Raw genomic sequence first — 26,997 nt, 5'->3', positions numbered from 1 at the left:
GACGATGTGCTCGGACGTGTGTACGAGTACTTCCTGGGCCAGTTCGCCGGCAAGGAGACGGGCAAGGACGCCGGGGCGTTCTACACGCCGCGCAGCGTCGTCAAGACCCTTGTCGAGATGCTGGAGCCGTACCACGGCCGCGTCTACGACCCTGCTTGTGGCTCGGGCGGCATGTTCGTGCAGTCCGCTGAGTTCGTGAGGGCCCACGGCGGCAAACGCACGGACATCTCGGTCTATGGCCAGGAGTTCACCGACACCACCTGGAAGCTTGCCAAGATGAACCTCGCCCTCCGCGGGATCGAGGCTGATCTGGGCGAGCGTTCTGCTGACACCTTCACCCAGGACCTCCACCCGGATCTGCGCGCAGACTTCGTCATCGCCAATCCGCCGTTCAACGTGAGCGACTGGTGGGACGCCAAACTCGACGGCGACAAGCGCTGGGAGTACGGGACCCCGCCCCAGGGCAACGCAAACTTCGCTTGGGTGCAGCACTTCGTCCACCATCTGTCGCCTCGCGGTACGGCCGGATTCGTCCTCGCCAACGGGTCCCTCTCCACCCAGAGCGGAGGCGAAGGCGAGATTCGGAAGAAGCTCGTGGACGCCGATCTCGTCGATTGCGTGGTCGCGATGCCCGGCAAGCTATTCTTCAACACCCCGATTCCGGTGAGTCTCTGGTTCATCTCCAAGGATCGAGGCGGCAACGGACACCGCAAGCGCACCGGCGAGGTTCTCTTCATCGATGCGCGCAAACTCGGTGTCGCTGAGACGCGTCGCATCCAGGTTCTGACGGATGACAACATCGCTCAGATCTCCGGCGCGTATCACGCCTGGCGCAACCACGATGGCGACTACGAGGACATTCCCGGCTTCTGCCGCGTAGCCACGCTCGATGAAATCGCGGAACACGGTTACGTCCTCACTCCTGGTCGTTACGTCGGCACCGAGGAAGCCGAGGCTGACGACGAGGCCTTCGATGCAAAGGTTGCACGCCTGACGGAGGCGCTCTTCGAGGAGTTCGAGCGCGCAGATATCATTCGGGACAAGGTCCGCGGCTTGTTCGGCGAGGCGCGTCAATGAGCTCCTGGGAAACCAAGCCGCTCGGCGAGCGAACACTGAATCTCGACCGACGCCGGGTGCCCATCAAGTCGTCGGACCGCAAGGCGGGGCCCTACCCCTATTACGGCGCCAGCGGTGTGGTGGACCACGTGGCGGACTATATCTTCGAGGGACTGCACCTCCTGGTGGCGGAGGACGGCGAGAATCTCCGTAGCCGGAAGTCTCCAATCGCGTTTCTCGCCGACGGGAAATACTGGGTCAACAACCATGCCCACGTTCTGCAGGGCAACTCGGATAATGACACTCGTTTCCTGTCGTATGTGCTCCAAGCCACGGATATCGGCGGTTACCTCACGGGCTCTACCCAGCCCAAGCTGACCCAGAAGTCGCTTGCGTCCGTCCCCATCAATGCGCCAGGGATCGCGGAGCAGATTGAGATCGCAGACCTCCTGGGAACTCTTGATGACCAGGTGGCCTCTAACACGCGTGCAGCCGACATTTGTCTGGAGTTGCTTGACGTTCTCGCAGCCAGGGTTGCCTTCGAAGCGCCGCCCGTGCCCTTGGGGACTGTCGCATCCGTTGCGCGAGCCCAAGTGAATCCAGCGAGCTACGGCACGTCAGCCGTCGATCACTACAGTTTGCCCGCATTTGACGTGGATGCCACGCCAGTGAGCGAGCCTGGTGCCGCGATCATGAGCAACAAGTTCCTGCTGGAGGTCCCCGCGATCCTCGTTTCACGGTTGAACCCGCGAACTAACCGAACGTGGTGGGCAGAGCCTCGAGATGGTGTCCCGGCGGTGGCCTCGACCGAATTCAGCTGTCTCACCGCTTCGGATCGTGCATCACTCGCGGGCCTTTGGCTCGCCGTTCGGAGCCCCAAGTTCATGACAGAACTAGTGCGTCGAGTCACCGGCACGTCGGGGAGCCATCAACGCGTCCGTCCTGACGACCTGCTAGGCATTGAGGTACCTGATGTCGCCGCCCTTGATAGCGCCGTGCTGGAGCAGGCTCTTTCTTTGGTCGACGCGGTGCAGTCCGCGCGCGACGAGTCGGCGGAGGTGCGGCGTCTTCGCGACGCACTCATCCCTGAACTGCTTTCGGGCCGCGTGACGGTGTCAGACCTCGCTGCCCGAGGAAAAGGGGAGGCCGCATGACGGCCATCAACGAGTCCATCATCGAGGAGGCAGCACTCGACTACCTCCGCGAGCTCGGCTACTCGACCGAGTTTGGACCCAACATCGCGCCCGACGGTCTCCGCCCCGAACGCGAGTCCTTCCAGCAGGTCTACCTGTACGACCGAATCCGCGAAGCAGCCCGCAGGCTCAACCCGGACCACCTGGAGCTCATCGAAGAGGCCGTCAAGCGCCTCGAGCGAGCTGAGTCGCAGAGCGCGGTGGCGGAGAACCTGCGGGTCCACAACCTGCTGACCCGCGGTGTCCCGGTGGAGTACCGCGATGCCGATGGCCAGGTGCGCACCATCCCGCTGCTGCTGATCGACTGGGAGCACCCGGAGAAGAACGACTTCCTCGCGGTCAGCCAGTTCACCATCGTCGGCAACAAGAACCGCCGGCCCGATGTCTTGATCTTCGTCAATGGCATCCCGCTCGGCCTGCTGGAGCTGAAGAACCTGGCTGACGAGCACGCCACCCTCAAAAACGCGTGGAACCAGATCCAAACCTACCGCTCCGACATCCCGGCGATCTTCACGCCGAACGCCGTCACCGTGATCTCGGACGGCACCAGCGCAGCCATGAGTTCGTTCTCGGGCGGGTTCGAGCACTACGCGCCCTGGAAGACGATCGACGGCCGCGACGTCGTGAGTGGAGTTCCGGCGCTTGAGGTGCTCACCAAGGGCGTCTTCGAGCCGAAACGCTTCCTCGACATCGTCCGCAACTTCATCGTCTTCAGTGACGAGCCGGTTGGCCTCATAAAGCGGGTTGCGAAGTACCACCAGTACTGGGCCGTCAACGCCGCCGTCGAGTCAACTGTTGAGGCTTCTGGTCCGAGCGGCGACCGTCGCGGTGGCGTCGTGTGGCACACGCAGGGGAGTGGCAAGAGCATCGAAATGCTGCTCTACGCCGCCAAGATCATGCGTGACGCCCGCATGAACAACCCGACGCTCGTATTCCTAACTGACCGCAACGACCTCGACGACCAGCTCTTCGGAGAGGTCTTCGCTCCGGCGGAGATCCTGCCCGAGAAGCCGGTCCAAGCGGACTCCATCTCTGACCTGCGCGTTCTGCTGCGTCGCGCCAGTGGCGGCATCATCTTCACGACGCTGCAGAAGTTCCGCCCCGAGGAAGGCCTCGACGCCAACCCGGTCCTGACCGACCGCCGCAACGTCGTCGTGGTCGCAGACGAGGCGCACCGCTCGCAGTACGGCTTCACGGAGTCACTCGACAAAGACGGCCGGCTCAAGGCTGGCCTCGCGAAGCACATGCGTGACGCGCTGCCTGGCGCGACTTTCCTCGGCTTCACGGGCACCCCGATCGAATCGGGCGACAAGTCCACGCAGGCCGTCTTCGGTGAGTACATCGACGTCTACGACCTGACGCGTGCCGTCGAGGACGGTGCCACCGTCAAGATCTATTACGAGTCGCGCCTCGCCAAGATCGCGCTCTCCGAGGAGGACTACGCAGCGCTCGATGAGCTGGCCGAGGAGATCACGGAGAAGGTCGAGCAGGACGTGGCTGACAAGGCCAAGTCTCGCTGGGCCCGACTGGAGGCGATCGTCGGTGCCGAGGACCGTCTGGACCTGATCGCCGAAGACATCGTCGAGCATTGGCAGAAGCGCCGCGAGGCCATGATCGGCAAGGCCATGATCGTCACCATGAGCCGCCGCATCGCGGTGCGGCTCTACGAGAAGATCGTCGCGCTTCGCCCCGACTGGCACAGCGACGATCCGACTCAGGGCAAGATCAAGGTCGTCATGACCGGCTCGGCGGCTGACCCTGCCGAGTTCCAGCCGCATATCTACAGCAAGGACGTCCGCAAGGACCTCAAGGCCCGTGCCAAGAACCCTGAGGATCCGCTGGAAATCGTGATCGTCCGCGACATGTGGCTGACCGGTTTCGACGCGCCCAGCATGCACACCATGTACGTCGACAAGACGATGCAAGGCGCTGGGCTCATGCAGGCCATCGCTCGCGTCAACCGTACGTTCCGCGATAAGCCTGGTGGCCTCATCGTCGACTACATCGGTGTCTTCTCGAACCTTCAGAAGGCACTGGTCGAGTACTCGCCGAGCGACCGCGACCAGGCCGGCGTGCCGATCGACGAGATCGTCGACGCCATGCTGGAGAAACACGACGTCATCAGCGGGCTGCTGCACGGCTGCGAGTTCAACTCCAGACCCGACTTGCCCGCTGGTCAGCGGCTCGCTGAGCATGCCAAGGTGCTCGACTTCGTTATGGGCGATCCCGACCGCACGAAGCGCTTTATCGACCAGGTGCTCGCTCTCGCCAAGGCCTACGCCCTGGCTGGCTCCCGTGACGAAGCGGCAGCGATTCGAAACGACGCCCGGCTCTTCGCTGACGTGCGCGCTGCCATCCTGAAGATCCAGAACCCGGACGCAGGGCGCGGCGGAGTGGGCGCTGCCGAGATCGACACGGCTATCGGGCAGCTGGTCAACGAAGCCGTCGGTGCCGACGAAGTGGTGGACATCTACAAGCTGGCGGGAATCGACACCCCGGAGCTGTCGATCCTCAGCGACGAGTTTCTCGACTCGCTGGTCGACAAGGACAAGCCCAATCTGCAGCTGGGTCTGCTGCGCCGCCTGCTCAACGACCAGATCAAGACTATCCAGCGCACTAACATCGTCCAGTCCCGGAAGTTCTCCGAGCTGCTCGAGGAAGCGATCAACCGCTACACCAACCGCAGCCTGACGACGGCCGAGATCATCGCCGAGCTGGTCAAGCTGGCGAAGGAGATGCGCACCCAGAGCCAGCGGCACGAGGCGCTCGGATTGTCGGTGGCCGAGGCTGCGTTCTACGACGCCATCGTGCAGAACGATGCGGCGGTACTGCAGATGGGTGACGACACCCTGAAGAAGATGGCCGCGGAACTGGTGACCTCGATTCGCCAAAGCGCCACGCTGGACTGGAACCTCAAGGACTCGGTCCGCGCCGCGATGCGCACCAAGGTCCGGCGGCTGCTCGCCAAGTACGACTACCCGCCCGACCTGGAGGAGAAGGCGATCGAGCTGGTCCTTGAGCAGGCGGAGCTCTATGCCTCCGTCGACGGGGGAGCGTCCCCATGACCCTCGTCGCCAAGGAGCTGACGGCCGAGCGCCTGCGTGATCTGGTGCAGGACGCCCATCTGTCGTTCCTGTTCGGGGCCGGCGCGTCTGCTCCAATGTTCCGTTTGCTCGGCGACATCGAGAACCTGCTAACGAGCCTGGACTCCTCCGACGCCGCGGAGGATGCGAAGGCCTACGCCCGAGCTTCCATCTACTCGGGCTTCTTCCGCAGTGTGGTGCTCAAGAACAACGACCTGCTCGACCGGAGCGGGACTGAGGCGCCCCAGCTCCTGGAGCGGTATGAGGCGTTTCTTCAGACGATCCACCGCCTGCTTCTCGAGCGCCGCAGTTCGCTGCTCAACAAGCAGGTCAACCTTTTCACGACCAATGTTGACCTGACGACGGAGATAGCCAGCGAGAGCCTCCAGGTCCACCTCAACGATGGCTTCGCAGGACGGCTGCAGCCGTGCTTCAGCACGTCCAACTTCGGATCGGTCGTCTCGCGGCGCAGCCTCCAATATGACAACCTCTCCGAGGTACCCACCTTCAACCTGCTCAAGCTCCATGGCTCGGTCGGTTGGTCAGCCATGGGGGAGGAGGCGAGCCGTCCCGAGATTGGTCTCGACATCCGGCTGCGAAAGGTAGCCGCAGTCGCGGAAGAGCTGGACAAGGTCGACGCGATCTTGGCTGAGGTTGGCGCCAACACGACCTTAGAGACGCTGCTCGCCGGCCCGGTCCCAGCCAGCGCTACGACCTTGCTGGCGCCGTTCTTGGATGCCTACAGCCAGCTGGCCATCGTCAATCCGACGAAGGCGAAGTTCCAGCAGACCGTGCTGAACCAGAACTACTACGACCTGCTGCGGCTCTTCTCGAACGAGCTGGAGAAGGAGAATGCCGCCCTGTTCGTCATCGGCTTCTCCTGCCGCGACGAGCACATCCGGGAGCTCATGGTGCGCGCAGCTCGTACCAACCCAACGCTCCAGATCGTCATCTTCGCCTACAGCCCGCACGCCGCAACGGACATTGAGCATGCCTTCGACGGCTACCCAATCACCAATAGCAACATCTGGCTGATCGCGCCGCCCGCCGATGCGGAGGGCGAGCAGCCGCTGCGCTACGACCTGCCGACCGTCACCTCCGAGTTCTTCGCGAAGGTCGCGCCATCGTCGTCGGCGCCCAAGCAGTCGGTCGAAGTGAAGGTCTCGGTGCAAGAACCGCTGGTCGAACTCGATGATTGACCACGAACTGCTCACACGCGATGCCGTCTTTCGCGTCGGTGAGGTTGTCGGGATTCAGGGCCGGACGGTTCGCATTCGCGTTGACAAGGCCAAGAACGGTGCGCACCTGATCTACCAAGGTCGGCTGCTGCGCAACGTTGGTGTCGGCGGCTTCCTCAAGATCAGCAAGGGCTTCGCCGAGCTGGTCGGCAAGGTCGATGGCGAAGAGGTTGCTGAGGCGCGCGGCGACGACAGCTACCGCAGCTCCCGAGACCGGGTCGAACGGATCCTAACTGTCAGCCTCATCGGCTTCATGTCCGGCGGCCAGTTCCGCCGCGGTGTACGCGAGCTGCCGCTCGTTGGCAACGAGTGCTTCCTGCTCGACGAAGACGAGTTCGATCGCATCCATAGCTTTGTCGACCCGAAGGACCGCGCACTCACGATCGGCCGCCTGGCGATGGAGAAGGGACAGGACGTTCGGGTTGGCGTCGACAGCCTCTTCGCCAGCCACATCGGCATCTTCGGCAACACCGGCAGCGGCAAGTCCTACACGTTGACCAAGCTCTACCACGAGCTCTTCGCGGCCTACGGCGACTCGGACGCGTTCAAGACGCGGGCGCGGGTGCTCGTCATCGACTTCAACGGCGAGTACGTCAACCGGGTTGGTGCCGCGTCCGGGGAGCAGAGCAGTTCAGTACTCACCGACAACGACCTGAAGACCGAGTTCGTGCTCTCGACTCGGACCGACGAAGGTGACCGCCTTCCTCTGAGCAAGGAGGCGATGGAGGACCCGGTCATCTGGACGGTGCTCCTTGACGCAACGGAGAAGACCCAAGCGCCGTTCGTGCAGCGCACGCTCCAGAGCGACTACTGGGAGTCTCGGTTGGAGACGGGCGAGGATCTCGCGGCCGCAGTCGCCGGCATCGTCTATGCAGCCATCCGCAGTTCCGACCCAGCGCTCGACAAGGGCCTGGTCGTCAAGTTCCTCGAGGAAGTCGAAGGCTGCATGGGCGGGGAGGCACCTGATGCCCTGGGCGACTACATCCGTGACATCCAGTCAAACCTCGGCTACCACGGGCAGAACAAGTGCTTCTACTACCGGCAAGCCAACGGCATCAACGTCTACGCCAATGACCCGTCGTACGACTACTACTTCCAAGAGCTGACCTACACCCGCATCGGTGGGCTTGGCATCGATCCGAGCGCCCTGCAGAGCGTTGACCGCATCCGGTTCAAACTCGTGCTGCAGTACTACTCCGACATCTTCCACGGCTACGCGAACCGCGAGCACCTCGGCCCGCTAATCAAGCGGCTGGAGTCGCGCATGCCACGCGTGAAGCGCCTGATCGAAGTCTCAGACGGCACGCTGCTGGACAAGCCATTGACCGTGATCTCGTTGCGCGACGTCAATGTCGAGATGCGCAAGGTCATCCCGCTCCTCATCTGCCGCCAGCTCTACGACGAGAAGAAGCGCGATGGCGATCCGTCGCGTTACCTCAACATCGTCGTCGACGAGGCCCACAACATTCTGTCGAACGTGTCGTCCCGCGAGAGCGAGGCATGGAAGGACTACCGGCTGGAGACCTTCGAGGAAATCATCAAGGAGGGTCGGAAGTTCGGCGTCTTCTTGACGATCGCGAGCCAGCGACCGCACGACATCTCCGAGACGATCATTTCCCAGCTGCACAACTACTTCCTGCACCGCCTGGTCAACAACCTCGACATCATGGCCATCGAGCGAGCTGTCGCGTACCTGGACCGCGTGTCGTTTGAGTCCCTGCCGATCCTTCCGACAGGCTCGTGCGTCCTCTCCGGGCTGTCGACGCAGGTGCCGGTCGTCGTCGACATCGAGAAGCTGCCGGCTGAGTACGAGCCGAACAACAAGACGATGACCTTGGCAGACGGCTGGATCCCCGGCACCGACCCAGATGACGGTGGCTCCGGCGCGGCGGCGAACGACCCGACCGACCCTTCCGACCCCTGGGACGATTTCGCCGGCAGCGGCGAGTGGACCGGCGAGGAGCCTCCGTTCTGATGAGCACTGAGAGCGTATCTTTCACCTTGGCCGGCAGGTCATTCGACCTGACAGCTGACGACGTACGACGTCGGCTGCAACAGCACGATCCCGAGTCGGTCGATCAGTACTGGGTCGACATCGACGGCGTCCGGTGGCCGGTCAAGCAGGTCATGGCGCTCGCGACGGGCTTGGCGCGCACGAGTTTCCAATCTCAGAACAGCCGACGTCTGTTGGCGAAGCTGGGGTTCACTGTCGGCACGGGATCGAAGGCGGTGCAGCCAGGCACTCGTCGCCCGGGGGCATCGCGGTCGGGGAGCGTCGACGTAGCCGACCTCCCCGAACTCGAGACCCTGACCGTGTCGGTTGCCCTGACCTGGCGCCAAGCGGGGGCCATCGTGCTCGACGACCGGGGCCTGCCACTGTTTCCGCGGCTGCCGTCGGAACCGGGTTTGTACCGCTACGACTTCGGCCTGGACGAAGGCGGCACACGCACCTACTACATCGGCGAATCGCAGAACCTCGCCCGCAGGGCTCGGAATTACCGCAACGCCAAGACCGATCGGTCGACCCAACGGACGAGTCGGCGGATCCATACGGAGATCACCCGCCATCTGATGTTCGGTGGATCCATCGATTTCGCGATCGCCACTGAAGTGGCTGTCGACGGCAGTGGCCCAGCTGACCTCCGCCTCAAGTCGGCCCGCCGCCTCGCCGAGAATGCAGCCGTCCTCATCGCCCAACAGACGCCGCGCGTGCGAGTTCTCAACATCGATTCGGACCTCGGGACACCATGCGACGAGGAGTGATTGATGTGCGCGGCCCGGAGCGTTGCCGGCTGAGACTGCCCGTGGTACGTTCTGCGGCTCTTTTGAACCAGGAGGGAGGGAAGTAGATGGCGAACGAACGAGATTCACGTGGTCAGATCCGTGCCGCACTGGAGGCCGCGGGCTATCGGGTGGTCCAGCTCGACAGCAAGCTGGGAGACACAAAGATGCGTGCCGACGCCGTTGGGTACGCCGCCAACGCGGATGGCGACCTGGTGCCATGGATCGTCGTTGAGGCGAAGAACGGCGCCCACGCCAAGCCCGAGCTAACCCTCCCGCATCTCCTGCAGGCGCGAGAGCTGCTCGGTACCGTCGAGCACTACGCCGTCCTCAACGGCCAGTGGTTCCGCGCCGACCGGAGTCTGCGCACTTTCGATCCTGTGGACGGTCCGGCTGGCCCGGCCATTGACGGTCGAGGCTGGATCACTGACCCCGGCCTCGCCACCTCGCTGCTGACCGACCGGCTTTGGTACGAAGCCGACAGCAGGCGGGGCAAAGGCCAGGCGGATATCTTCTTTCCATCCGCCGAGCTCTTCATGGAGACAGCCCTTCCCGGCATCGAGACCTCCCAAGGGGACTTCGTTCCGGTCCGGCCCGATGTCTTGTGGCAAGCCAGACGCCGTGCTGTCGCGGGCTTCATGGACCGAATGCGCTGGGCGGGAGAGCACGCCACGACGACCGAGATCGCCGATGCTGTTGCTCGCCTTCTCGGCACCCGGCTCGGCGGCACCGTGCTTGATCCGTTCTGCGGCATCGGCAACTTCCTGTGGGCTGCGCTGGAGCGTGCCACTGCCACGGAGGGCCCCGCTGAATTCATTGGCCAAGAGATCAACGCTGAGCTCGCAGAGCTTGCCGGCCAGATCGCGCGGACCGCGCCACTGCTGGCTAACGTCACGGTCGGCGACTCGTTCGAAGGCGCATTGCCGAGCGCCGACTGTGTCGTTGCTGCTCCGCCATTCGGGGTCCGGACGATGCGGCCGTGGACCTTGCTCGACGGAACGCAGGCTCGCGAGCTTGAGACCGCCGCGCTCGACCTGTGCGTTCGGCAGCTCCGCCCCGGCGGTCGCGCCGTGATGCTCCTGCCGAATGGCATCACCTTCCGGCAAAACCTCGAGCCGTATCGCCGGTACCTAGCCAACAAGTTCCGGGTAGGTGCCCTGATCGGGCTTCCCTCTGGCGCATTGGTGAACACGGGAGTGCGGGCAGTCCTCCTCGTGATCGATAGCGCGCCACCGGGCGAAACCTTCGTCGCGCAGCTCGGCGAGGACTGGCGGTCGCAGCTCTCCGAGACTGGCGCAGTCATGAACGCTGCGCTCGAGCACCTCGACGGCGAGTAGGCCGATGTTTTCGAGCGCAATCCTCGACCTCCGCTTCGAGCCGAGCTGGGATCCGGGCCGCTTGACCGCCGAGGCGTTTCGCTGGCCGGTCGAGCTTCGCCAGGTCGAAGTTCGCGACATCGCTTCTCGTCTCGCACCCAGATCATTTGCTGAGGCCGGGTCGCCGGTTATCGGTCCTGGCGACATTGACCCCGTAAGCGGGGGAGTACGGCGCCGGGGCCGGAAGTACCAGGGCTCGGTGTACCAAGTGGGCGCGGAGCTCAGGGACGGTGATGTCCTGCTCCCGCGGACGGGGACGAGTCCCGCCCTGCTGGTCAGTGCTCACCTTCGCGGCGCCTTGGTGTCCTCGCGCTTCCATGCACTCCGAGCTGGCGACCAGACTCTCGGGCTGTGGCTTTGGGGTCTCCTGAGCTGCGAGTCGGGCCAACGATGGCGTGCGACGCTCACCTCCGGGACAGTCGTCGCCTCGATGGATGTGAAGACGGTCATCGACGCGACGGTGCCGGTGCCTCCTCTCGCGGAGCTGCGGTCGATTGCTGACCGGCTGCGCGACATGCACGCCACCACCCGAATTGCCGAGGAAGAGGCGGTCGAGACCTGGTGGCAGACGACTGACCTCCGGGTCGCCGAATGGCGGATCGCCCTGGCGACGCCGAACCCGGCTGAACTCACCAATGGCGAGCCGCTTGGCGACTACTTCGGCGAGATTCGGCGTGGGCGGAACACCCGAGACGGAGCGCTAAATTCGGAGGCACCCGGCTACCTGCCGGTGGCAGACGTTTCAATGCTCGGCGGCAAGCCACCCCGACGGTGGCTCTCCCCGGATGGCGGCTCGGCGGTTGTGGCCGAGCCTGGTGACCTGCTCGTCGCGGCGCTGGGCAACCAGGCCCACGCGCGCGTTGCAGATCGGCCGGTCGTTGCAGATAGTCACGTGATCGTTGCCCGGCTCCGAAACCGAGACCTCGGCCCGGCCCTGGCGCAGTATCTCAATAGCCAAGCCGCATACCGGATCCGCCAGCTCTTCTTGACCGGATCGACGATCCCGTCGCTGAGCTTGGCCGATCTGAGGCGCATTCCGGTACCGCATGACGCGCTAACCTTGGACGTGGTGCCGGACGCTCGGCCACTTGCCCGTCGCCTGGAGCAGGTCCTGTGGCAGAGCTGACCTGCACTCTCTCGCCACTGGTCTTCGCCGAGCTCTACCGGCTGCTTCTCGCGGACAGGCGCATCGGGGACGTGCTCGACGACCGCCTCGACGAGATCGGCTATGACTCAGACTGGCTCCGCGACCGCGCCGACGACTACGACGCCAAGTGGGCCGACATCGCCGCGCTGCTGGAGCCTGCGACGGTCCATGACTACGCGCTACCCGTCGAGCATTCGCTCCTCGCGACGTGGTTGCTGGCGGGTCTTAGGAACACGGGAGATTCGTACGACCTTTCCGGCCGACTGCTCGACGCAGTGCAGCGCCGTATGACTTCCGAGGCGCCCCTGGTCGGAGCGCGCCCGCCATCCTTGTCACCGGTGATTCGGGGATGGACCCTCGGAATGGTTGCCGGAGCCCTCGACCCGGGCCTGCCGATGGTGCTCGCGCACGAGCCCAGTGACCCTCATATCGCCGAGGCGTATCGGGGTCTCGTCGAGCAGGTCTGTCATCTGGAAGGGGTCGCAGAGCCGTGGCCCGAGTTGGCGGGGACGGCGCTCTTCGTGCGGACTGGCGGGTTGGCTGAGGCGTTGCGCCCACCACCTCCTCCTCCACCTAATCGCGGCCTGCAGTATTCGATCGACCTGCTGCTGGGGGAGTCGAAGCCCCAGGCGCCCCTCCACATCTGGGAACGTCTCCGCGTGAACTGGATCAAGTGGGTTGCGCGCCGCAACGTCCTCACTCATGTGAGCCCGGACGCCGTCGCCGGGCTGACCTTCGCTGCCAGCGCCGCCCAGGTCCGGACCTGGTATCAGGTCGAGGCCACGGTGCTGGGCATCACGCAGTTCATCTGCCAAGAAGTGTCGGGCGAGCTCCTCGATACGGTGCCGGCCGCGCTCAGTCACGACCCGTGGGAGTACCTGCAGCACGACGTGATGGTCTGGACCTGAATGGTCATTTCGACACGCACCGGCTGCCGACCGCGCCCTTAGCGGTTGCGCCATCGAAGGAGATCGATGACGTCGGCCGAATCGTCGGCGCAGGATGCCGCCCACGCTGCTGGTGGCCGACTGGTGCCCGCGGCATGTCGTGACCTACGGCCCCGTCTCGTGGGCCATACAAAGCGCGCGGCACTGCCGAGGGCCTACTCGCATGGGCTCACTTCCACACTTCGGTCGTTGCCGCCCTCGGCGACGAGCTGACGCTGGGGAGGGTCCACGCGACCTGCGGTCCTTTGCGAGCGTCGGAGACTGCTGACAGCAGGGCGCACTTTGGGCGCACTTTGATTCGCAAAGACCCGCAATCGGCCCCCGACGCCATCAGCGCCTGAAATCGGCATAGTTGCAGATCAGCGGCCACGTTTGGCCGCCGATCGCAGTGGAGCGCAAAGATTCGCAATCCCGCGTAACCTCGCCGGTGTGTTCCCGATGACGCACCACGTGGAGTGTGTCGCGCTCCTCGAGCCCGTGATATCTTGATGTCAAGAGACTTCGTGGCGGGCACCCGGCTTCCGGCGGGTGGCGTGCGAGGCGCAAGATGGGGACCACACGCAACCTTCGAGGAGTGAGGGCATGGCCAGTCAGGACAGCTTCGGGGCCAAGGGCACGCTGGACGTGGACGGGAAGTCCTATGAGATCTACCGGCTGGACGCCGTCCAGGGCGAGGGGCTGGACGTCGCGTCCCTCCCGTTCTCGCTGAAGGTGCTGCTGGAGAACCTGCTGCGCACCGAGGACGGCGCGGACATCACCGCCGACGACATCCGGGCGCTGGCCGGCTGGGACGCCGACGCGGAGCCGGACAAGGAGATCCAGTTCACCCCGGCGCGAGTGATCATGCAGGACTTCACCGGCGTCCCCTGCGTGGTCGACCTGGCCACCATGCGCGAGGCGATGGCCGACCTCGGGGGCGACGCGACCAAGATCAACCCGCTCGCGCCGGCCGAGATGGTCATCGACCACTCCGTCATCGCCGACGTCTTCGGCAGCCCGGAGGCCTTCGAGCGCAACGTCGAGATCGAGTACGAGCGCAACGGCGAGCGCTACCAGTTCCTGCGCTGGGGCCAGGGCGCCTTCGAGGACTTCAAGGTCGTCCCGCCCGGCACCGGCATCGTGCACCAGGTGAACATCGAGCACCTGGCTCGCGTGGTCTTCACCCGGGACGTCTCGACAGGCTCGACGTCCGACACTGTTGTCCAGGCCTACCCCGACACCTGCGTCGGCACCGACTCCCACACCACCATGGTCAACGGCATCGGCGTCGTCGGCTGGGGCGTGGGCGGCATCGAGGCGGAGGCCGCGATGCTCGGCCAGCCGGTCAGCATGCTGATCCCGCGGGTCGTCGGCTTCAAGCTCTCCGGCGAGCTGCCCGAGGGCTCGACGGCCACCGACCTGGTGCTCACGATCACCGAGATGCTGCGCCAGCACGGCGTGGTCGGGAAGTTCGTGGAGTTCTACGGCGAGGGCGTCTCCGCGCTGCCCCTGGCCAACCGCGCCACGATCGGCAACATGAGCCCCGAGTTCGGGTCGACCATCGCGGTCTTCCCGGTCGACGAGCAGACCGTGGAGTACCTCAAGCTGACCGGCCGCTCCGAGGAGCAGCTGAAGCTGGTCGAGGCCTACGCCAAGGAGCAGGGCCTCTGGCACGACCCGGCCGCCGAGCCGCGCTACTCCGAGAAGCTCGAGCTGGACCTGTCCACGGTGGTACCGAGCCTGGCCGGCCCGAAGCGGCCTCAGGACCGGGTCGAGGTGACGAAGGCGGCCGAGGAGTTCGAGAAGGCGCTGTCGGACTACACCGACGCCAAGGACGCCACCGGCACCGTCAACCTGGACGGCCAGGAGCTGGAGATCGGGCACGGCGCGGTCACCATCGCGGCGATCACCTCCTGCACCAACACCTCCAACCCGAGCGTGATGATCGGGGCGGCGCTGCTCGCCAAGAACGCCGTCGACAAGGGCCTGACCCGCAAGCCGTGGGTCAAGACCACCCTGGCGCCGGGGTCGAAGGTGGTCAGCGACTACTACGAGAAGGCCGGCCTGACGCCGTACCTGGACAAGCTCGGCTTCAACCTCGTCGGCTACGGCTGCACGACCTGCATCGGCAACTCAGGCCCGCTCATCCCCGAGGTGAGCAAGGCCGTCAACGACGCCGATCTCGCCGTCACCAGCGTGCTGTCGGGCAACCGGAACTTCGAGGGCCGGATCAACCCGGACGTGAAGATGAACTACCTGGCCTCGCCGCCGCTGGTCGTCGCCTACGCGCTGGCCGGCTCGATGAAAGTCGACCTCTTCAACGACCCGCTGGGCACCGACGCTGAGGGCAACGACGTCTACCTGCGCGACATCTGGCCGGCCCCGGCCGAGGTCGAGCGGGTGATCGACGAGGCGATCAGCGCGGACATGTTCTCCAAGGACTACGCCGACGTCTTCGCCGGCGACGAGCGCTGGCAGTCGCTGCCCACGCCCGAGGGCGACACCTTCGAGTGGGACCAGGACTCCACCTACGTCCGGAAGGCGCCGTACTTCGATGGCATGCCCGAGCAGCCCGAGCCCGTGCAGGACATCACCGGCGCCCGGGTGCTGCTCAAGCTCGGCGACTCGGTCACCACCGACCACATCAGCCCCGCTGGTGCGATCAAGAAGGACAGCCCGGCTGGGAAGTACCTCACCGAGCACGGCGTGGAGCAGCGGGACTTCAACTCCTACGGCTCGCGCCGCGGCAACCACGAGGTGATGATCCGGGGCACCTTCGCCAACATCCGGCTGCGCAACCAGCTGGCGCCGGGCACCGAGGGCGGCTTCACCCGGGACTTCAGCACCGACGGCGAGGTCACCACGGTCTTCGAGGCGAGCGAGAACTACCAGAAGGCCGGTACGCCGCTGGTCGTGCTCGCGGGCAAGGAGTACGGCTCCGGCTCCTCGCGCGACTGGGCGGCCAAGGGCACTGCGCTGCTGGGCGTCAAGGCCGTGATCGCGGAGTCCTACGAGCGGATCCACCGGTCGAACCTGATCGGCATGGGCGTCATCCCGCTGCAGTTCCCCCAGGGCCAGAACGCCGAGTCGCTGGGCCTGACCGGTGAGGAGGAGTTCTCCATCACCGGCATCGAGGAGCTCAACGAGGGCCGGACCCCCAAGACGGTGAAGGTGAAGGCCGGGGACGTCGAGTTCGACGCCACCGTGCGGATCGACACCCCGGGCGAGGCGAGCTACTACCGCAACGGCGGGATCATGCCCTACGTGCTGCGGAGCCTGCTGCAGAAGTGAGTACGGCGCCTCCGGCGGTGCTCGAGGCACCGGCCGGAGGCGCTCGGCCGCCGACCGCCCGAGGTGAACGAGAGGTAGCCCAGCCACCTGCGGACCGCGAGTCCGCGTGGCTGGGCTACCTCCATGGGTGGCCGGGGCCGGCCCCGGGAGCGGCCGAGGCCCCGGTCAGCCGGTGTGGTGCACCTCCTGCAGCGCATACACCGGGGTCTCGATGCCCTCCAGGCGCGCCTTGAGCTGCAGCGCGAGGTAGAGCGAGTAGTGCCGGGACTGGTGCAGGTTGCCGCCGTGCATCCACAGGTTTGGCACCTGCGTCGGCTTCCACATGTTCCGCTGCTCGCCCTCCCACGGGCCCGGGTCCAGCGTCGTGTCCGAGCCGAGGCCCCAGCACTTGCCGAGCCGGTCGGCGGTCTCCTGGTCGATCACGTCGGCGACCCACCCGTTCATCGAGTTGTAGCCGGTGGCGAAGACCACCACGTCGGCCGGCAGCTCGGTGCCGTCCTCGAGGCGCACGCCATCCTCGGTGAGCTCGGTGACCTGGCCGTGCGCGAGCTTCACGTCCCCGTTGGCGACCAGGTCCGCGGCGCCGACATCGATGTAGTAGCCGGAGCCGCGGCGGAGGTACTTCATGAACAGCCCGGAGCCGTCGTCGCCCCAGTCCAGCCAGAACCCGGCCTTCTCCAGGCGGTCGTAGAAGTCCTTGTCGGCCTCGGCCATCTTCTCGTAGGCCGGGATCTGGAAGGTGTGCATGATCCGGTAGGGGAGCGAGGCGAAGATCAGGTCGGCCTTCTCCGTGGTCACGCCGGCCTCCAGGGCCCGCTCGGAGTAGAGGTCGCCCAGGCCGTACTCCATCAGGCTGTCGCTCTTCACGATGTGCGTCGAGGAGCGCTGCACCATGGTCACGTCGGCGTCGTTCTCCCACAGCGCCCCGCAGATGTCGAAGGCGGAGTTGTTGCTGCCGATGATCACGGCCTTCTTGCCGGCGTACGCGTCCGGGCCGGGGTGCGCCGAGGAGTGATGGACGTCCCCCTTGAACACGTCCATCCCGGGGATCTCGGGCATCCGGGGCTTGCCGCTCATCCCGGTCGCGAAGACCAGCTGGGTCGGGCGCAGCGTCAACGGCTGCCCCTCGCGCTCCAGCTCCACGGTCCACTCGCCGGCCTCCTCGGAGAACGTCGCGCTCTTCACCTCGGTGTTGGACCAGTAGGGGACCTCCATCACCTTGACGTAGCTCTCCAGCCAGTCGCCGACCTTGTCCTTGGGCGCGAAGACCGGCCAGTTGTCCGGGAACTTCAGGTAGGGCAGGTGGTCGTACCAGACCGGGTCGTGCAGGCACAGCGACTTGTAGCGGTTGCGCCACTGGTCGCCGGGCCGCGGGTGCTTGTCGACGACGAGGGCTGGTACGCCGAGCTGCCGCAGCCGCGAGCCCAGCGCGATGCCGCCCTGACCGCCGCCCACCACCAGGACGTAGGGCTGGGTGGTCGAGCCGAGGCTCTCGGCCTCCTCCTGCTGCTTCTCCTTCCAGGTCTTGCGGTTCTTGTTCGCGCCGTGCTCGGCGCCCATCGGGCGGTGCGTGCCGCGCGGCTCCTCGTGTCCCTTGAGCTCGTACATCGCGGTGAGCAGGGTCCAGGCGCGGTCTTCGCCGTCCTCCTCGGTCAGCCGGAGCAGCCCCATGCCGCGCCCGACCGCGGTCTCGAAGGCGATCCAGGCGGTCACCACCCCGTCGGCCTCCTCGGGCTCCTCGGTGGTGGCGAACCCGCTCGCGGCGGTCCGCTCGGCGGTCGCGGAGACCAGGTCGGCGACCTGCTCGCGGCCCTCGACGGTCTTGAGGTTCCAGGTGAAGGCGATCAGGTCGCGCCAGTAGCTCTCGGTGGTGAAGAGGCTCGCCACCCCCTCGGGGTCGCCGGCGCTCAGGGCCTGCTCGAAGCGGGCCAGCCAGGCGTCGACGCGTGCCTGCGGGCCGGTGTCGGCGGCGTCGCGCGTCTCGGGGTCGAGTGTCTGTGTCATGAGGGACCTCCCGGGTCTGGTGTGCGGCCGGGGAGGACCCCGGCCTGTGGTGCCAGTCACATCACAACCCCGCACCCACGGCCCCGGACACCGTTGCATCGTGTTGCAACGCACCGGTCACACTCCGTGGCGGGCGTCACACCCCTGCCTCTATCCTCGGTGGGGAGAGGGGCGAGGATGGCCGGAGCGAGACAGAGCGGTGCGGTGACGCCGGGCACCGACCTGAGCCTGCGCGCCAGAGAGCTCCGGGCGCTGCACGACGCCGTCCTCTCCGGGATGCGGCCCTCCACCGCGCCGCCGGTGCGCGACCTCGTGGTGCGGTCCTGGCGCCGGGTGATGGCCGTCGGCCTGGACGCCGACGCCAACAACGCCCGCGAGCCGCTCCCGCTCTCGGAGGTGGAGCGCCGGCGCACCGGGTCGGCCCTGGCGCTGGTGATCGAGGAGCTGCGGCACGTCCTGACCTCGGTCGCCGACGCGTCGACGTACCTCATGGTCGTGACCGACGCCGACGGCGTGGTGCTGTGGCGGGAGGGGTCGTCCCGGGTGCGGCTGCAGGCGGACTCGCTGGGCTTCACCGAGGGTGCGCGGTGGACCGAGCAGACGGTGGGCACGAACGCGATCGGCACCGCGCTCGCCGAGGCCGCGCCGGTCGAGCTGTTCTCCGCCGAGCACTTCGAGCAGGCCCAGCATCCGTGGTACTGCAGCGCCCGCCCGATCCACGACCCGCGCACCGGCGACCTGCTCGGCGTGGTCGACGTCAGCGGTCCGGCGCTCACCCTGCACCCCACCATCCGGGTGCTGGTCGAGAGCGCGGTGCGACTCGCGGAGGCCCGCCTGGGCGACCTGCACCGCGAGCGCCTCGACCGGCTTCGGCGTACGGCGGAGCCGCTGCTCGCCGGCACCCGTGGCCCGCTGCTGGTGGTCGACGACCTGGGCTGGGTGGCCCACCACTCCGGCCTGGCCCGGCGGGACCGGGTGCAGGCGCCCCGGGAGCACCATGCGCTGGCCATCCCCGGGCTCGGCACCTGCCTGCCCGAGCGGCTCGCCGAGGGCTGGCTGCTGCGTCCCGGCGCCGCCGAGGGCCGGATGAGCGCCGTCCTCGACCCCGCCGAACGGGTGCTGCAGGTGGACGCCGCCGACGGGCCGTGGCGGGCACCGCTCACGGCCCGGCACGTCGAGCTGCTGCGCCTGGTCGCCGCGGCGGGGGAGACCGGGGTGACGGCGGCCGACCTCAGTACGGCGGTCTACGGCGACGCCGACCACGCGGTCACGGTGCGCGCGGAGATGTCCCGGCTGCGGCGGACCATCGGAGCCCTGGTGGAGTCGCACCCCTACCGGATCTCCCGCGACGTGTCCCTCAGCGTGGCGGAGGGTCCGTGAGCGGACTGGAGGGGTTCACCGGCTGGGTGGGCACGGTCCTGGGCACGCCCGACCCGCCCGGCCTGGCGCGTTTCTACGCCGCGGTCCTCGGCGGCGAGCTCGACGACGGCCGCCCCGAGTTCGTCACCCTGCACACGCCGGGCACGACCACCTACCTGGCCTTCCAGCTGGAGGAGGAGCATGTCGCCCCGGCGTGGCCGGCCGGCCCGGGGGCCCAGCAGATGCAGGTGCATCTCGACGTCGGCGTGCTCGACGTCGCCGCCGCCGTCGAGGAGGTCGAGGGGCTCGGCGGCACGCTGGCCGACTTCCAGCCCCAACAGGACGTCCGGGTGATGCTCGACCCGGCGGGCCACCCGTTCTGCCTCTACCTGGACCGGGGCTGAGCGGGCCTGCGTAGGCTCGTCCCATGATCGTCGCGTTCTCCATCTCACCGTCCAGCCGGGACGACTCCGGATCGGTCAGCGAGGGCGTCGCCCGCGCCGTCCAGGTGGTCCGCGACTCCGGGCTGCCCAACGAGACCAACAGCATGTTCACCAACATCGAGGGGGAGTGGGACGAGGTGATGGCGGTGATCAAGCGCGCCGTGGACGTCCTCGCCGAGACCTCCCCGCGGGTCAGCCTGGTGCTCAAGGCCGACATCCGGCCCGGATACGAGGGCCAGCTCACCGCGAAGGTCGAGCGGGTCGAGGAGGCGCTCCGTGGAGACTGAGAGCCTGCAGGTCCGCACGGGCGGCGACGAGGTCGTCCGCGACCTGACCCGCGACTGCGCCGACTTCGTCCAGGGCCGGGGCGACGGGCTGCTGCACGTCTTCGTGCCGCACGCCACCGCGGGCATCGCGATCATCGAGACCGGCGCCGGCTCCGACGACGACCTGCTGTCGTCGCTGGGCGACCTGCTGCCCGCCGACGACCGCTGGGAGCACCGGCACGGGTCGCGCGGACACGGCCGCTCGCACGTCATGCCGGCGCTGGTGCCGCCGTACGCCACCGTCCCGGTCGACGACGGGCGTCTCGCGCTCGGCACCTGGCAGTCCATCTGCCTGGTCGACCTCAACGTGGACAACGCCGACCGCACCGTGCGGCTGGACTTCCTCGCCGGATGAGCGGCATCGAGATCCGCCCGGCCACGGCGGACGACCACGACGCGATCCGCGAGGTGATCCTCGCCGCGTTCGCCGAGGAGCCGGGCGTGGCCGACGTGGTCGAGGAGCTGCGCGCGACCCGCCGAGCCTGGCACGAGCTGGTCGCCACCGACGGGGCGACGGTCGTCGGGCACGTGATGCTCAATCGCGGCTGGGTGGACGACGACCTCCGGGTGGTCGACGTGCTGGTGCTCAGCCCGCTGGGCGTGGCTCCGGACTATCAACAGGGCGGCATCGGTACGGAGCTCATCGCCGCCGCCCTGGACGCCGCCCGCGCCGCGGGGGAGGCGCTGGTCTTCCTCGAGGGTGCCCCGGACTACTACGGCGCCCGCGGCTTCGAGCGTGCCGACCGGCGTGGCTTCCTCGCGCCCACGAGCCGGATCCCCGCCCCGGCCTTCCAGGTCGCGGTGCTGCAGGACCCGGACGCCAGCGGGCGGCTGGTCTACCCCGATGCCTTCTGGGCCGCCCACGCCGCGGGGCTGCGCGACCCCGAGCTGTCCCGCCTCCGGGAGCTGCTGGGCGATTGAGGCATCGAACATCTGTTCGATAGACTGCTGGGGTGTTCCCGATCCCCGAGAAGCCGCGGCGCACCGTCCCCCAGGGCCGTGACGGCGTGGCGCCCCCCGGCTGGCCGCGCGAGGTGCGCCCGCCCGGAGTGCCGGGCTGGGAGCACACCGCGGTCGAGTGGCTGCTGGACCTCTGCCCGCCGGACTACCGCCGCTACACCGGTCTGCGCCGGCACCTGGTGGTCCTGGCCCGGTTCGCGGTCCTGCACGTGGAGGCCGAGCAGGCGGCGGTGCGGCGCGGGCTGAGCGAGGCGCGCGCGGATCTGCGCGACGTCGCCGACGAGGCCGTCGTGGAGGCCGCCGTGCAGACCTTCCTCCTGGAGGACGCCCGGCTGCTCGGGGTCCGCCGCGCCGTCGGGCTGGTCGAGGAGGCGATCCGCGGCCGCCGGTTCGTGGCGCGGCTCTGAGTCCCCTCATCGTCCGGCGGAGCGGGATGCCAGGATGGGGCGGATGAGTGCGACGCCGAGGATCACCGTCCACCCTGTCCCCGCCATGGGAGCCGAGGACGTCGTCGTGGTGCCCTCAGGGCGCCACGAGGGCTCCGTCTACACCGGCACCGAGGAGGGCTCGGTCTGGCGACTCTCCCACGACGGCAGGCGGGTCGAGCAGGTCGCCCGCACCGGCGGACGCCCGCTCGGCCTGGAGCTCTTCGACGACGGCGACCTGCTCGTCTGCGACGCCCGCCGGGGTCTGCTGGTGGTGCGAGTGGACTCGGGCGAGGTCGAGGAGCTGGTGACCGAGGTCGGCGGCGAGCCGATGCGGTTCTGCAACAACGCGGCGATCGCCCCTGACGGCACCATCTGGTTCACCGACTCCTCGCGGCACCACGGCATCGAGGAGTGGAAGGAGGACTTCGTCCGCAACACCTGCACCGGCCGGCTGCTCCGCCGCGGCCCGGACGGCCGGATCGGCGTCGCGCTGGACGGCCTCGCCTTCGCCAACGGCGTCGCGCTGTCGGCCTCCGGCGACTACGTGGCCGTGGCCGAGACGGGCGCGCGGACCGTCGTACGCCACTGGGTGTCGGGCCCGCGCGAGGGCACCCGCGACTACCTGGTCCAGGGCCTGCCGGGCTATCCCGACAACATCGCCCGCGGCTCCGACGGGCTGATCTGGGTGGCCCTCGCCTCGCCCACCGACGCCGTCGTGGAGCGGCTGCACGGCGCTCCGGCCCCGCTGCGCCGGGTCGCGACGTTGGTGCCGGAGCGGATCCAGCCCAAGCCCCGGCGCACCGTCCGCGCGCAGGCGTACGACGACCGCGGCACGCTCGTGCACGACCTGGACGTGTCCACGCCGGACTTCCACATGGTGACCGGGGTGCGCGAGCACGACGGCCGGGTCTGGCTCGGCAGCCTGCACGAGCCCGCCGTGGCGGTCGTGGACCGCTGACCGGCGGTTAGACTCGCTGGCTATGGGGCATCTGGAGCGAATCACCGCGCCGCAGGACCTGCGTGACCTCTCCGACGAGCAGCTGGAGCAGCTCGCCGCGGAGGTCCGCGACTTCCTCATCTCCACCTGTGCGCGCACGGGGGGCCACCTGGGCCCGAACCTCGGTGTCGTGGAGCTCACCCTGGCGGTGCACCGCATCTTCGACTCCCCGCGGGACCGGGTCGTCTTCGACACCGGGCACCAGGCGTATGTCCACAAGCTGCTGACCGGGCGGATGGCGGGCTTCGAGAAGCTCCGGCACGAGGGCGGCATCAGCGGATACCCCAGCCAGGCGGAGTCCGAGCACGACCTGGTGGAGAACTCCCACGCCTCGACCGCGCTGTCCTACGCCGACGGGCTCGCCAAGGCCTTCCGGATCCGCGGCGAGAACCGGCACGTCGTGGCCGTGGTCGGCGACGGGGCGCTCACCGGCGGGATGGCCTGGGAGGCGCTCAATAACATCGCGGTGCAGCAGGACAGCCGGCTGGTGATCGTGGTCAACGACAACGGCCGCTCCTACACCCCGACCGTCGGCGGGCTGGCGAACGCCCTCACCACGCTGCGGACCAACCCCCGCTACGAGCAGGTGCTCGACCAGGTCAAGAAGCGCCTCAATGCGGTCCCCGGTATCGGCCATGCGGCGTACGACGCGCTGCACGCGGTCAAGAAGGGGATGAAGGACGCGCTGGCGCCGCAGGGCCTCTTCGAGGACCTCGGCCTGAAGTACGTCGGCCCCGTCGACGGGCACGACCGGACCGCGCTCGAGCAGGCGCTGGAGAAGGCCAAGCGGTTCGACGGCCCGGTGATCGTGCACGCGATCACCCGCAAGGGCTTCGGCTACGACCCCGCCGAGCGCCACGAGGCCGACCTGTTCCACGGGCCGGGCCCCTTCGACGTCCAGACCGGCGCGGAGCAGCCCAAGGGCCGGATCTGGACCGACCACTTCTCCGACGTGATGGTCGAGCTGGGCGAGGAGCGGCCCGACGTCGTCGGCGTCACCGCCGCAATGATGCACCCGGTGGGCCTGGACGCCTTCGCCGCGCGCTTCCCCGAGCGCACCTTCGATGTCGGCATCGCCGAGCAGCACGGCGCCACCAGCGCCGCCGGACTCGCGATGGGCGGCCTGCACCCGGTGTTCGCGCTCTACGCGACCTTCCTCAACCGGGCCTTCGACCAGGTGCTGATGGACTGTGCGCTGCACCGCTGCGGCGTCACCTTCGTGCTGGACCGCTCCGGTGTGACCGGCGACGACGGGGCGAGCCACAACGGCATGTGGGACCTGTCGCTGCTGCAGATCGTGCCGGGGCTGCGGCTCGCCGCGCCCCGTGACGTCACCCGGCTGCGCGACCTGGTGCGCGAGGCGGTGCAGGTCGACGACGCCCCCACTGTGGTGCGCTTCCCCAAGGGCCCGCCGCCCGAGGACATCGAGCGCGTCGACCGCGCCGGCGACTGCGACATCCTGCTGCGCAGCGGGCCCAAGGACGTGCTCGTGGTCGGGGTGGGCGCCATGGCGACCACCGCCGTCGACGTCGGCGAGCGGCTCGCCGCCCAGGGCATCGGCGCCACGGTCGTCGACCCGCGGTGGGTCAAGCCGGTCGACCCGGCCCTGGTCCGGCTGGCCGACGAGCACCGGCTGGTCGTGACCATCGAGGACAACGGGGTCGTCGGCGGTGTCGGCGCCACCCTGCTCTCGACCCTCAACAGCGAGGGCGTGACGACGCCGGTCCGCGTCCACGGCATCCCGCAGGAGTTCCTGGACCACGCCAAGCGGGGCGCGATCCTCGAGCGCATCGGGCTGACGCCGCAGGCGATCGCCCGGGACACGGTCGAGGCGATGAGCGCGGCGGCGGAGGACTCGACGCTCGCCGATGTCAGGATCCGGCCCTGAGGCGATGCGGCGGCTGGCCGCGGTCCTGACCTGGGCCCTGGTGGCGACGTCGGTCGTGGGGTGTGCCGACGACACCGCACCGCCGCCCTCGGCCGCCACCACCGATCAGGGGCAGGCCGGGAAGAAGCAGCCGGGCGCGCGGCCGGGCAAGGCGCGCCGGGACCGTCCGCGCCGAGTGCAGAGCGCCCCGGACACGCTGGCCGAGATCCGCACGGTCCTCGACGCCCGGGCGCAGGCCCTGATGGGGCGGGACGTCGCCGCCTTCCAAAGCACGTTGGGCGGCTCGCCGGGCTTCGCCGAGGAGCAGCGGGAGTACCAGCAGAACCTCGCCCAGCTGCCGCTGACCCGGGTGCAGTACGTCCTGGACCCCGCCTCGCTGATGCGGACCGGCCGGGACTACACCGCCGTGGTGGACCTGCTGTTGCAGCTCGACGGCTACGACGCCGGGCCAACTCGATCGCGGGCCCGGATGACCTTCCGGCGGGAGCCTGCCGGGATCCGGATCACCGACGTGTCGCTGGGGGAGTCGGGCGCGCAGCCGTGGGACCTCGGACCGATCGTGGCGCGGCGGAGGGGGTCCGTGCTCGGCGTCTTCGACCCCGGCAGTGACGCGTGGGCACCTGACGTGCTGGCCTCCGTGCGGAGGGGTACGGCGGACGTCAGGCCGCGGGTTCCGACAGCCTGGCCCCGCTCGGTCGTCGTCTACGCCCTCTCCGATGGCCGCTTCCTCGGCAGCCTGCCCGCCGCGCGGTCCGGGGACACCGACCGCGTGGACGCCCTCACCTTCACCGTCCCGGGGCTGGGCGCCCGTCCGGCCGCCAGCCGGTTCGTGCTGAGCCCGCGGGTCCTGGAGTCGTCGGGGCCGGCGTTGGACCGGCTGGTCCGGCACGAGCTGACCCATGTGGCGACCGGGCCACTGGGCGACGCCGTACCCCTCTGGCTGGCCGAAGGGTCCGCGGAATGGGTCTCCGCCCAGGCGCTCGGTCCTGCCGACCGCACACCTCCCGACGCCACCGTCGCGGCTGCCGAGGCGGGGCCGCTCCGCCTCCCGGACGCCTCCGCCTTCACCGGCGACCGCTCGCGGGCGGCGTACGGCGTCTCCTGGTGGCTGTGCGAGTACCTCGCGCGGTCCTACGGCGAGGGTGCCGTCTGGACGCTCATCTCCCGGTTCCGGGCGGCGGGGGCGCAGGCCGACCCGAGCACGGTCCTGCGAGAGACCCTCGGCGTCTCACCCGAGCAGGTCGCTCGCGGCGCCCGGCGACTGGTGCTGCGCGAGGGCGGCGTCCGGGAGCCGCGCCCGAGCCGGTCGCCCTCATCATCACCGTCGCCGTCGCCTCGCGCGACCTCCTCCGGCTGACGCCCCCTCGTGCTCAGCCGTCGCTCCAGTCCATCCCGATCGGGATGGCGGACCCGTCGCTGGCCGGCTGGAGCTTGGTCGGCGCGGTCTCGCACGAGGACGTGGGCACCGAGCAGGTGAGCAGGTCCACGGTCCAGCCACCGTCCGGGGCCGTGCCGCGCTCGTTGACGTCGGGGATGCCCACCGCGACATAGGTGTCGGCATCGACCCATCCGTAGACGAGCTGGAAGGCGTAGCCGGTGTCCGGCTCGGGGAGCTTCCGGCCCGTCCGGGTGTCGAAGAGCCCGGGATCGCCGTCGGTCACCTCCACCGCCAGCCGCGAGCCGTCGGGAGAGAGGGTGCCGATGCCGTAGGCCCGCACCGTCACCGGGTCGGAGAGGCTGCGACCGACCCGGTAGCTCCCCGAGTCGTCCCGCCACGCGAGCACCCCGCTCTGGACGTCGTCCAGCTGCATCCGGCGTCCGTCGGCGCCCGGGAGCACGGTCTCGGTGCGGCCCTCGCGCCACACGGACAGACCCCGGTCGTCTTGGACATAGACGGCGCCGTCGTCGACGGCGGCCACCCGGGCCGGGATGTCGATCTCGGGGCTCAGGCTGCCGGGCTGCAGGTCGGTCCGGGTCACCTCTCCGGTGCGCTGGTCCACGACGGCCAGCCGAGGCGTCTCGCCGGCCTCGACCCAGGCGGCCAGGCTGCCGTCGGCGGCCAGGGCCCGGTCGCCGCGGCGGAACGTCAACCGCCCCAGCTCGGTCTCTCGCTCGCCGTCGGAGGCGCGGACCACGCCGTCGGGGTCCGCGTAGACGACGCCGGCGTCGGTCTGCACGAACGCCCGGACCGGCTCGGTCAGCTGGAAGGTGCGCCCGTCGACGTGCACGGTCCGCCCGACGGCGTAGGTGGGGTCGTTGGCCGCGAAGGCGGCCGCGAACCGGCTCGTGGGCCGGTCGCTCCCCGTGTCGCGCGCGTCGCCGGACAGGGTCGGGAGCACCAGCGCCGTGGCGGTGACCGCCGCGACGGCGCCCCCGAGCCACGCCGTACGCCGCCGGGCGACGCGCCGGTCCCCGGCGCGGACGATCGCCTCGATGTCCGGTTGCGGCACATCGAGCCGGTCGGCACGCTCACGCAGGGTCTCTTCAAGCAGGGAGGTCAT

The 26,997-nt window shown here is 68.4% G+C and carries 21 protein-coding genes; 19 read left to right on the top strand and 2 right to left on the bottom strand.

Annotation, left to right across the window (positions count from 1 at the left end; genetic code table 11):
• Nucleotides 1–6 precede the first annotated feature (6 nt).
• The 10 genes from K8W59_RS09910 (at nt 7) to acnA (ending at nt 16,091) form a co-directional block, all read left to right on the top strand.
• Nucleotides 7–1,077: an SAM-dependent methyltransferase gene (locus tag K8W59_RS09910; protein WP_223399675.1), complete on the top strand. Its 1,071-nt coding sequence runs from the start codon at nt 7–9 to the stop codon at nt 1,075–1,077.
• Complete coding sequence (locus K8W59_RS09905) at nt 1,074–2,210, top strand: restriction endonuclease subunit S (protein ID WP_223399674.1); 1,137 nt, start codon at nt 1,074–1,076, stop codon at nt 2,208–2,210. The genes K8W59_RS09910 and K8W59_RS09905 overlap by 4 nt, the downstream gene beginning before the upstream one ends.
• Nucleotides 2,207–5,314, top strand: a complete 3,108-nt coding sequence (locus K8W59_RS09900; RefSeq protein WP_223399673.1) for a type I restriction endonuclease subunit R — start codon at nt 2,207–2,209, stop codon at nt 5,312–5,314. Before K8W59_RS09905 ends, K8W59_RS09900 begins: the two co-directional genes overlap by 4 nt.
• Nucleotides 5,311–6,531 (top strand): SIR2 family protein, encoded by a 1,221-nt coding sequence (locus tag K8W59_RS09895; RefSeq protein WP_223399672.1) that lies wholly within the window; start codon nt 5,311–5,313, stop codon nt 6,529–6,531. Before K8W59_RS09900 ends, K8W59_RS09895 begins: the two co-directional genes overlap by 4 nt.
• On the top strand, nt 6,524–8,545 hold the full coding sequence (locus tag K8W59_RS09890) for an ATP-binding protein (protein WP_223399671.1): 2,022 nt from the start codon (nt 6,524–6,526) through the stop codon (nt 8,543–8,545). The genes K8W59_RS09895 and K8W59_RS09890 overlap by 8 nt, the downstream gene beginning before the upstream one ends.
• A complete protein-coding gene (locus K8W59_RS09885; protein WP_223399670.1) occupies nt 8,545–9,333 on the top strand; it encodes a hypothetical protein in 789 nt (262 codons plus the stop codon). Before K8W59_RS09890 ends, K8W59_RS09885 begins: the two co-directional genes overlap by 1 nt.
• Before the next feature lie 86 nt (nt 9,334–9,419).
• Nucleotides 9,420–10,688, top strand: coding sequence for an HsdM family class I SAM-dependent methyltransferase (locus K8W59_RS09880; protein ID WP_223399669.1), 1,269 nt, complete (start codon nt 9,420–9,422; stop codon nt 10,686–10,688).
• 469 nt (nt 10,689–11,157) lie between these two features.
• Nucleotides 11,158–11,853, top strand: a complete 696-nt coding sequence (locus K8W59_RS09875) for a restriction endonuclease subunit S domain-containing protein (RefSeq protein WP_223399668.1) — start codon at nt 11,158–11,160, stop codon at nt 11,851–11,853.
• Nucleotides 11,841–12,782: a hypothetical protein gene (locus K8W59_RS09870; RefSeq protein ID WP_223399667.1), complete on the top strand. Its 942-nt coding sequence runs from the start codon at nt 11,841–11,843 to the stop codon at nt 12,780–12,782. The genes K8W59_RS09875 and K8W59_RS09870 overlap by 13 nt, the downstream gene beginning before the upstream one ends.
• A 621-nt stretch (nt 12,783–13,403) precedes the next feature.
• A complete protein-coding gene (acnA, locus tag K8W59_RS09865) occupies nt 13,404–16,091 on the top strand; it encodes an aconitate hydratase AcnA (protein WP_223399666.1) in 2,688 nt (895 codons plus the stop codon).
• A 165-nt stretch (nt 16,092–16,256) separates the two neighbouring features.
• Here the strand turns inward: acnA and K8W59_RS09860 are convergent, their stop codons facing one another.
• Nucleotides 16,257–18,095 (bottom strand): NAD(P)/FAD-dependent oxidoreductase, encoded by a 1,839-nt coding sequence (locus tag K8W59_RS09860; protein WP_223399665.1) that lies wholly within the window; start codon nt 18,093–18,095, stop codon nt 16,257–16,259.
• 177 nt (nt 18,096–18,272) lie between these two features.
• On the opposite strand from K8W59_RS09860, the gene K8W59_RS09855 reads away from it, so the two are divergent.
• Genes K8W59_RS09855 through K8W59_RS09815 form a run of 9 tightly spaced genes read left to right on the top strand, consistent with a single transcriptional unit; the run spans nt 18,273 to nt 25,853 of the window.
• Nucleotides 18,273–19,475, top strand: a complete 1,203-nt coding sequence (locus K8W59_RS09855; protein ID WP_223399664.1) for a GAF domain-containing protein — start codon at nt 18,273–18,275, stop codon at nt 19,473–19,475.
• Nucleotides 19,472–19,858 (top strand): VOC family protein, encoded by a 387-nt coding sequence (locus tag K8W59_RS09850; RefSeq protein ID WP_223399663.1) that lies wholly within the window; start codon nt 19,472–19,474, stop codon nt 19,856–19,858. Before K8W59_RS09855 ends, K8W59_RS09850 begins: the two co-directional genes overlap by 4 nt.
• A 23-nt stretch (nt 19,859–19,881) precedes the next feature.
• Complete coding sequence (locus K8W59_RS09845; protein WP_223399662.1) at nt 19,882–20,184, top strand: thiamine-binding protein; 303 nt, start codon at nt 19,882–19,884, stop codon at nt 20,182–20,184.
• On the top strand, nt 20,174–20,578 hold the full coding sequence (locus K8W59_RS09840) for a secondary thiamine-phosphate synthase enzyme YjbQ (protein WP_223399661.1): 405 nt from the start codon (nt 20,174–20,176) through the stop codon (nt 20,576–20,578). Before K8W59_RS09845 ends, K8W59_RS09840 begins: the two co-directional genes overlap by 11 nt.
• A complete protein-coding gene (locus K8W59_RS09835) occupies nt 20,575–21,144 on the top strand; it encodes a GNAT family N-acetyltransferase (protein WP_223399660.1) in 570 nt (189 codons plus the stop codon). Before K8W59_RS09840 ends, K8W59_RS09835 begins: the two co-directional genes overlap by 4 nt.
• A 32-nt stretch (nt 21,145–21,176) precedes the next feature.
• Nucleotides 21,177–21,590 (top strand): hypothetical protein, encoded by a 414-nt coding sequence (locus tag K8W59_RS09830; RefSeq protein ID WP_223399659.1) that lies wholly within the window; start codon nt 21,177–21,179, stop codon nt 21,588–21,590.
• 43 nt (nt 21,591–21,633) lie between these two features.
• Entirely contained in the window at nt 21,634–22,569 is a 936-nt protein-coding gene (locus K8W59_RS09825) for an SMP-30/gluconolactonase/LRE family protein (protein ID WP_223399658.1), read from the top strand.
• Nucleotides 22,570–22,591: 22 nt separating this feature from the next.
• Nucleotides 22,592–24,496: a 1-deoxy-D-xylulose-5-phosphate synthase gene (dxs, locus tag K8W59_RS09820; protein WP_223399657.1), complete on the top strand. Its 1,905-nt coding sequence runs from the start codon at nt 22,592–22,594 to the stop codon at nt 24,494–24,496.
• Nucleotides 24,477–25,853: a gluzincin family metallopeptidase gene (locus K8W59_RS09815; protein ID WP_223399656.1), complete on the top strand. Its 1,377-nt coding sequence runs from the start codon at nt 24,477–24,479 to the stop codon at nt 25,851–25,853. Before dxs ends, K8W59_RS09815 begins: the two co-directional genes overlap by 20 nt.
• Nucleotides 25,854–25,866: 13 nt before the next feature.
• Here K8W59_RS09815 and K8W59_RS09810 read toward each other — a convergent pair whose 3' ends face one another.
• Complete coding sequence (locus K8W59_RS09810) at nt 25,867–26,997, bottom strand: hypothetical protein (RefSeq protein WP_223399655.1); 1,131 nt, start codon at nt 26,995–26,997, stop codon at nt 25,867–25,869.

This window comes from Nocardioides rotundus (assembly GCF_019931675.1).
Classification (GTDB): domain Bacteria; phylum Actinomycetota; class Actinomycetes; order Propionibacteriales; family Nocardioidaceae; genus Nocardioides; species Nocardioides rotundus.
This window is presented reverse-complemented; position numbering and strand designations above follow the sequence as displayed.

Bases quoted from the DNA above. Each gene is read 5' to 3' on its own strand.
- K8W59_RS09855 (WP_223399664.1), top strand. From the start codon at position 18,273: ATGGCCGGAGCGAGACAGAGCGGTGCGGTGACGCCGGGCACCGACCTG.
- K8W59_RS09905 (WP_223399674.1), top strand. From the start codon at position 1,074: ATGAGCTCCTGGGAAACCAAGCCGCTCGGCGAGCGAACACTGAATCTC.
- K8W59_RS09885 (WP_223399670.1), top strand. From the start codon at position 8,545: ATGAGCACTGAGAGCGTATCTTTCACCTTGGCCGGCAGGTCATTCGAC.
- dxs (WP_223399657.1), top strand. From the start codon at position 22,592: ATGGGGCATCTGGAGCGAATCACCGCGCCGCAGGACCTGCGTGACCTC.
- K8W59_RS09900 (WP_223399673.1), top strand. From the start codon at position 2,207: ATGACGGCCATCAACGAGTCCATCATCGAGGAGGCAGCACTCGACTAC.
- K8W59_RS09845 (WP_223399662.1), top strand. From the start codon at position 19,882: ATGATCGTCGCGTTCTCCATCTCACCGTCCAGCCGGGACGACTCCGGA.
- K8W59_RS09880 (WP_223399669.1), top strand. From the start codon at position 9,420: ATGGCGAACGAACGAGATTCACGTGGTCAGATCCGTGCCGCACTGGAG.
- K8W59_RS09875 (WP_223399668.1), top strand. From the start codon at position 11,158: ATGGATGTGAAGACGGTCATCGACGCGACGGTGCCGGTGCCTCCTCTC.
- K8W59_RS09835 (WP_223399660.1), top strand. From the start codon at position 20,575: ATGAGCGGCATCGAGATCCGCCCGGCCACGGCGGACGACCACGACGCG.
- K8W59_RS09825 (WP_223399658.1), top strand. From the start codon at position 21,634: ATGAGTGCGACGCCGAGGATCACCGTCCACCCTGTCCCCGCCATGGGA.
- K8W59_RS09810 (WP_223399655.1), bottom strand. From the start codon at position 26,997: ATGACCTCCCTGCTTGAAGAGACCCTGCGTGAGCGTGCCGACCGGCTC.
- acnA (WP_223399666.1), top strand. From the start codon at position 13,404: ATGGCCAGTCAGGACAGCTTCGGGGCCAAGGGCACGCTGGACGTGGAC.
- K8W59_RS09860 (WP_223399665.1), bottom strand. From the start codon at position 18,095: ATGACACAGACACTCGACCCCGAGACGCGCGACGCCGCCGACACCGGC.
- K8W59_RS09815 (WP_223399656.1), top strand. From the start codon at position 24,477: ATGTCAGGATCCGGCCCTGAGGCGATGCGGCGGCTGGCCGCGGTCCTG.
- K8W59_RS09895 (WP_223399672.1), top strand. From the start codon at position 5,311: ATGACCCTCGTCGCCAAGGAGCTGACGGCCGAGCGCCTGCGTGATCTG.
- K8W59_RS09890 (WP_223399671.1), top strand. From the start codon at position 6,524: ATGATTGACCACGAACTGCTCACACGCGATGCCGTCTTTCGCGTCGGT.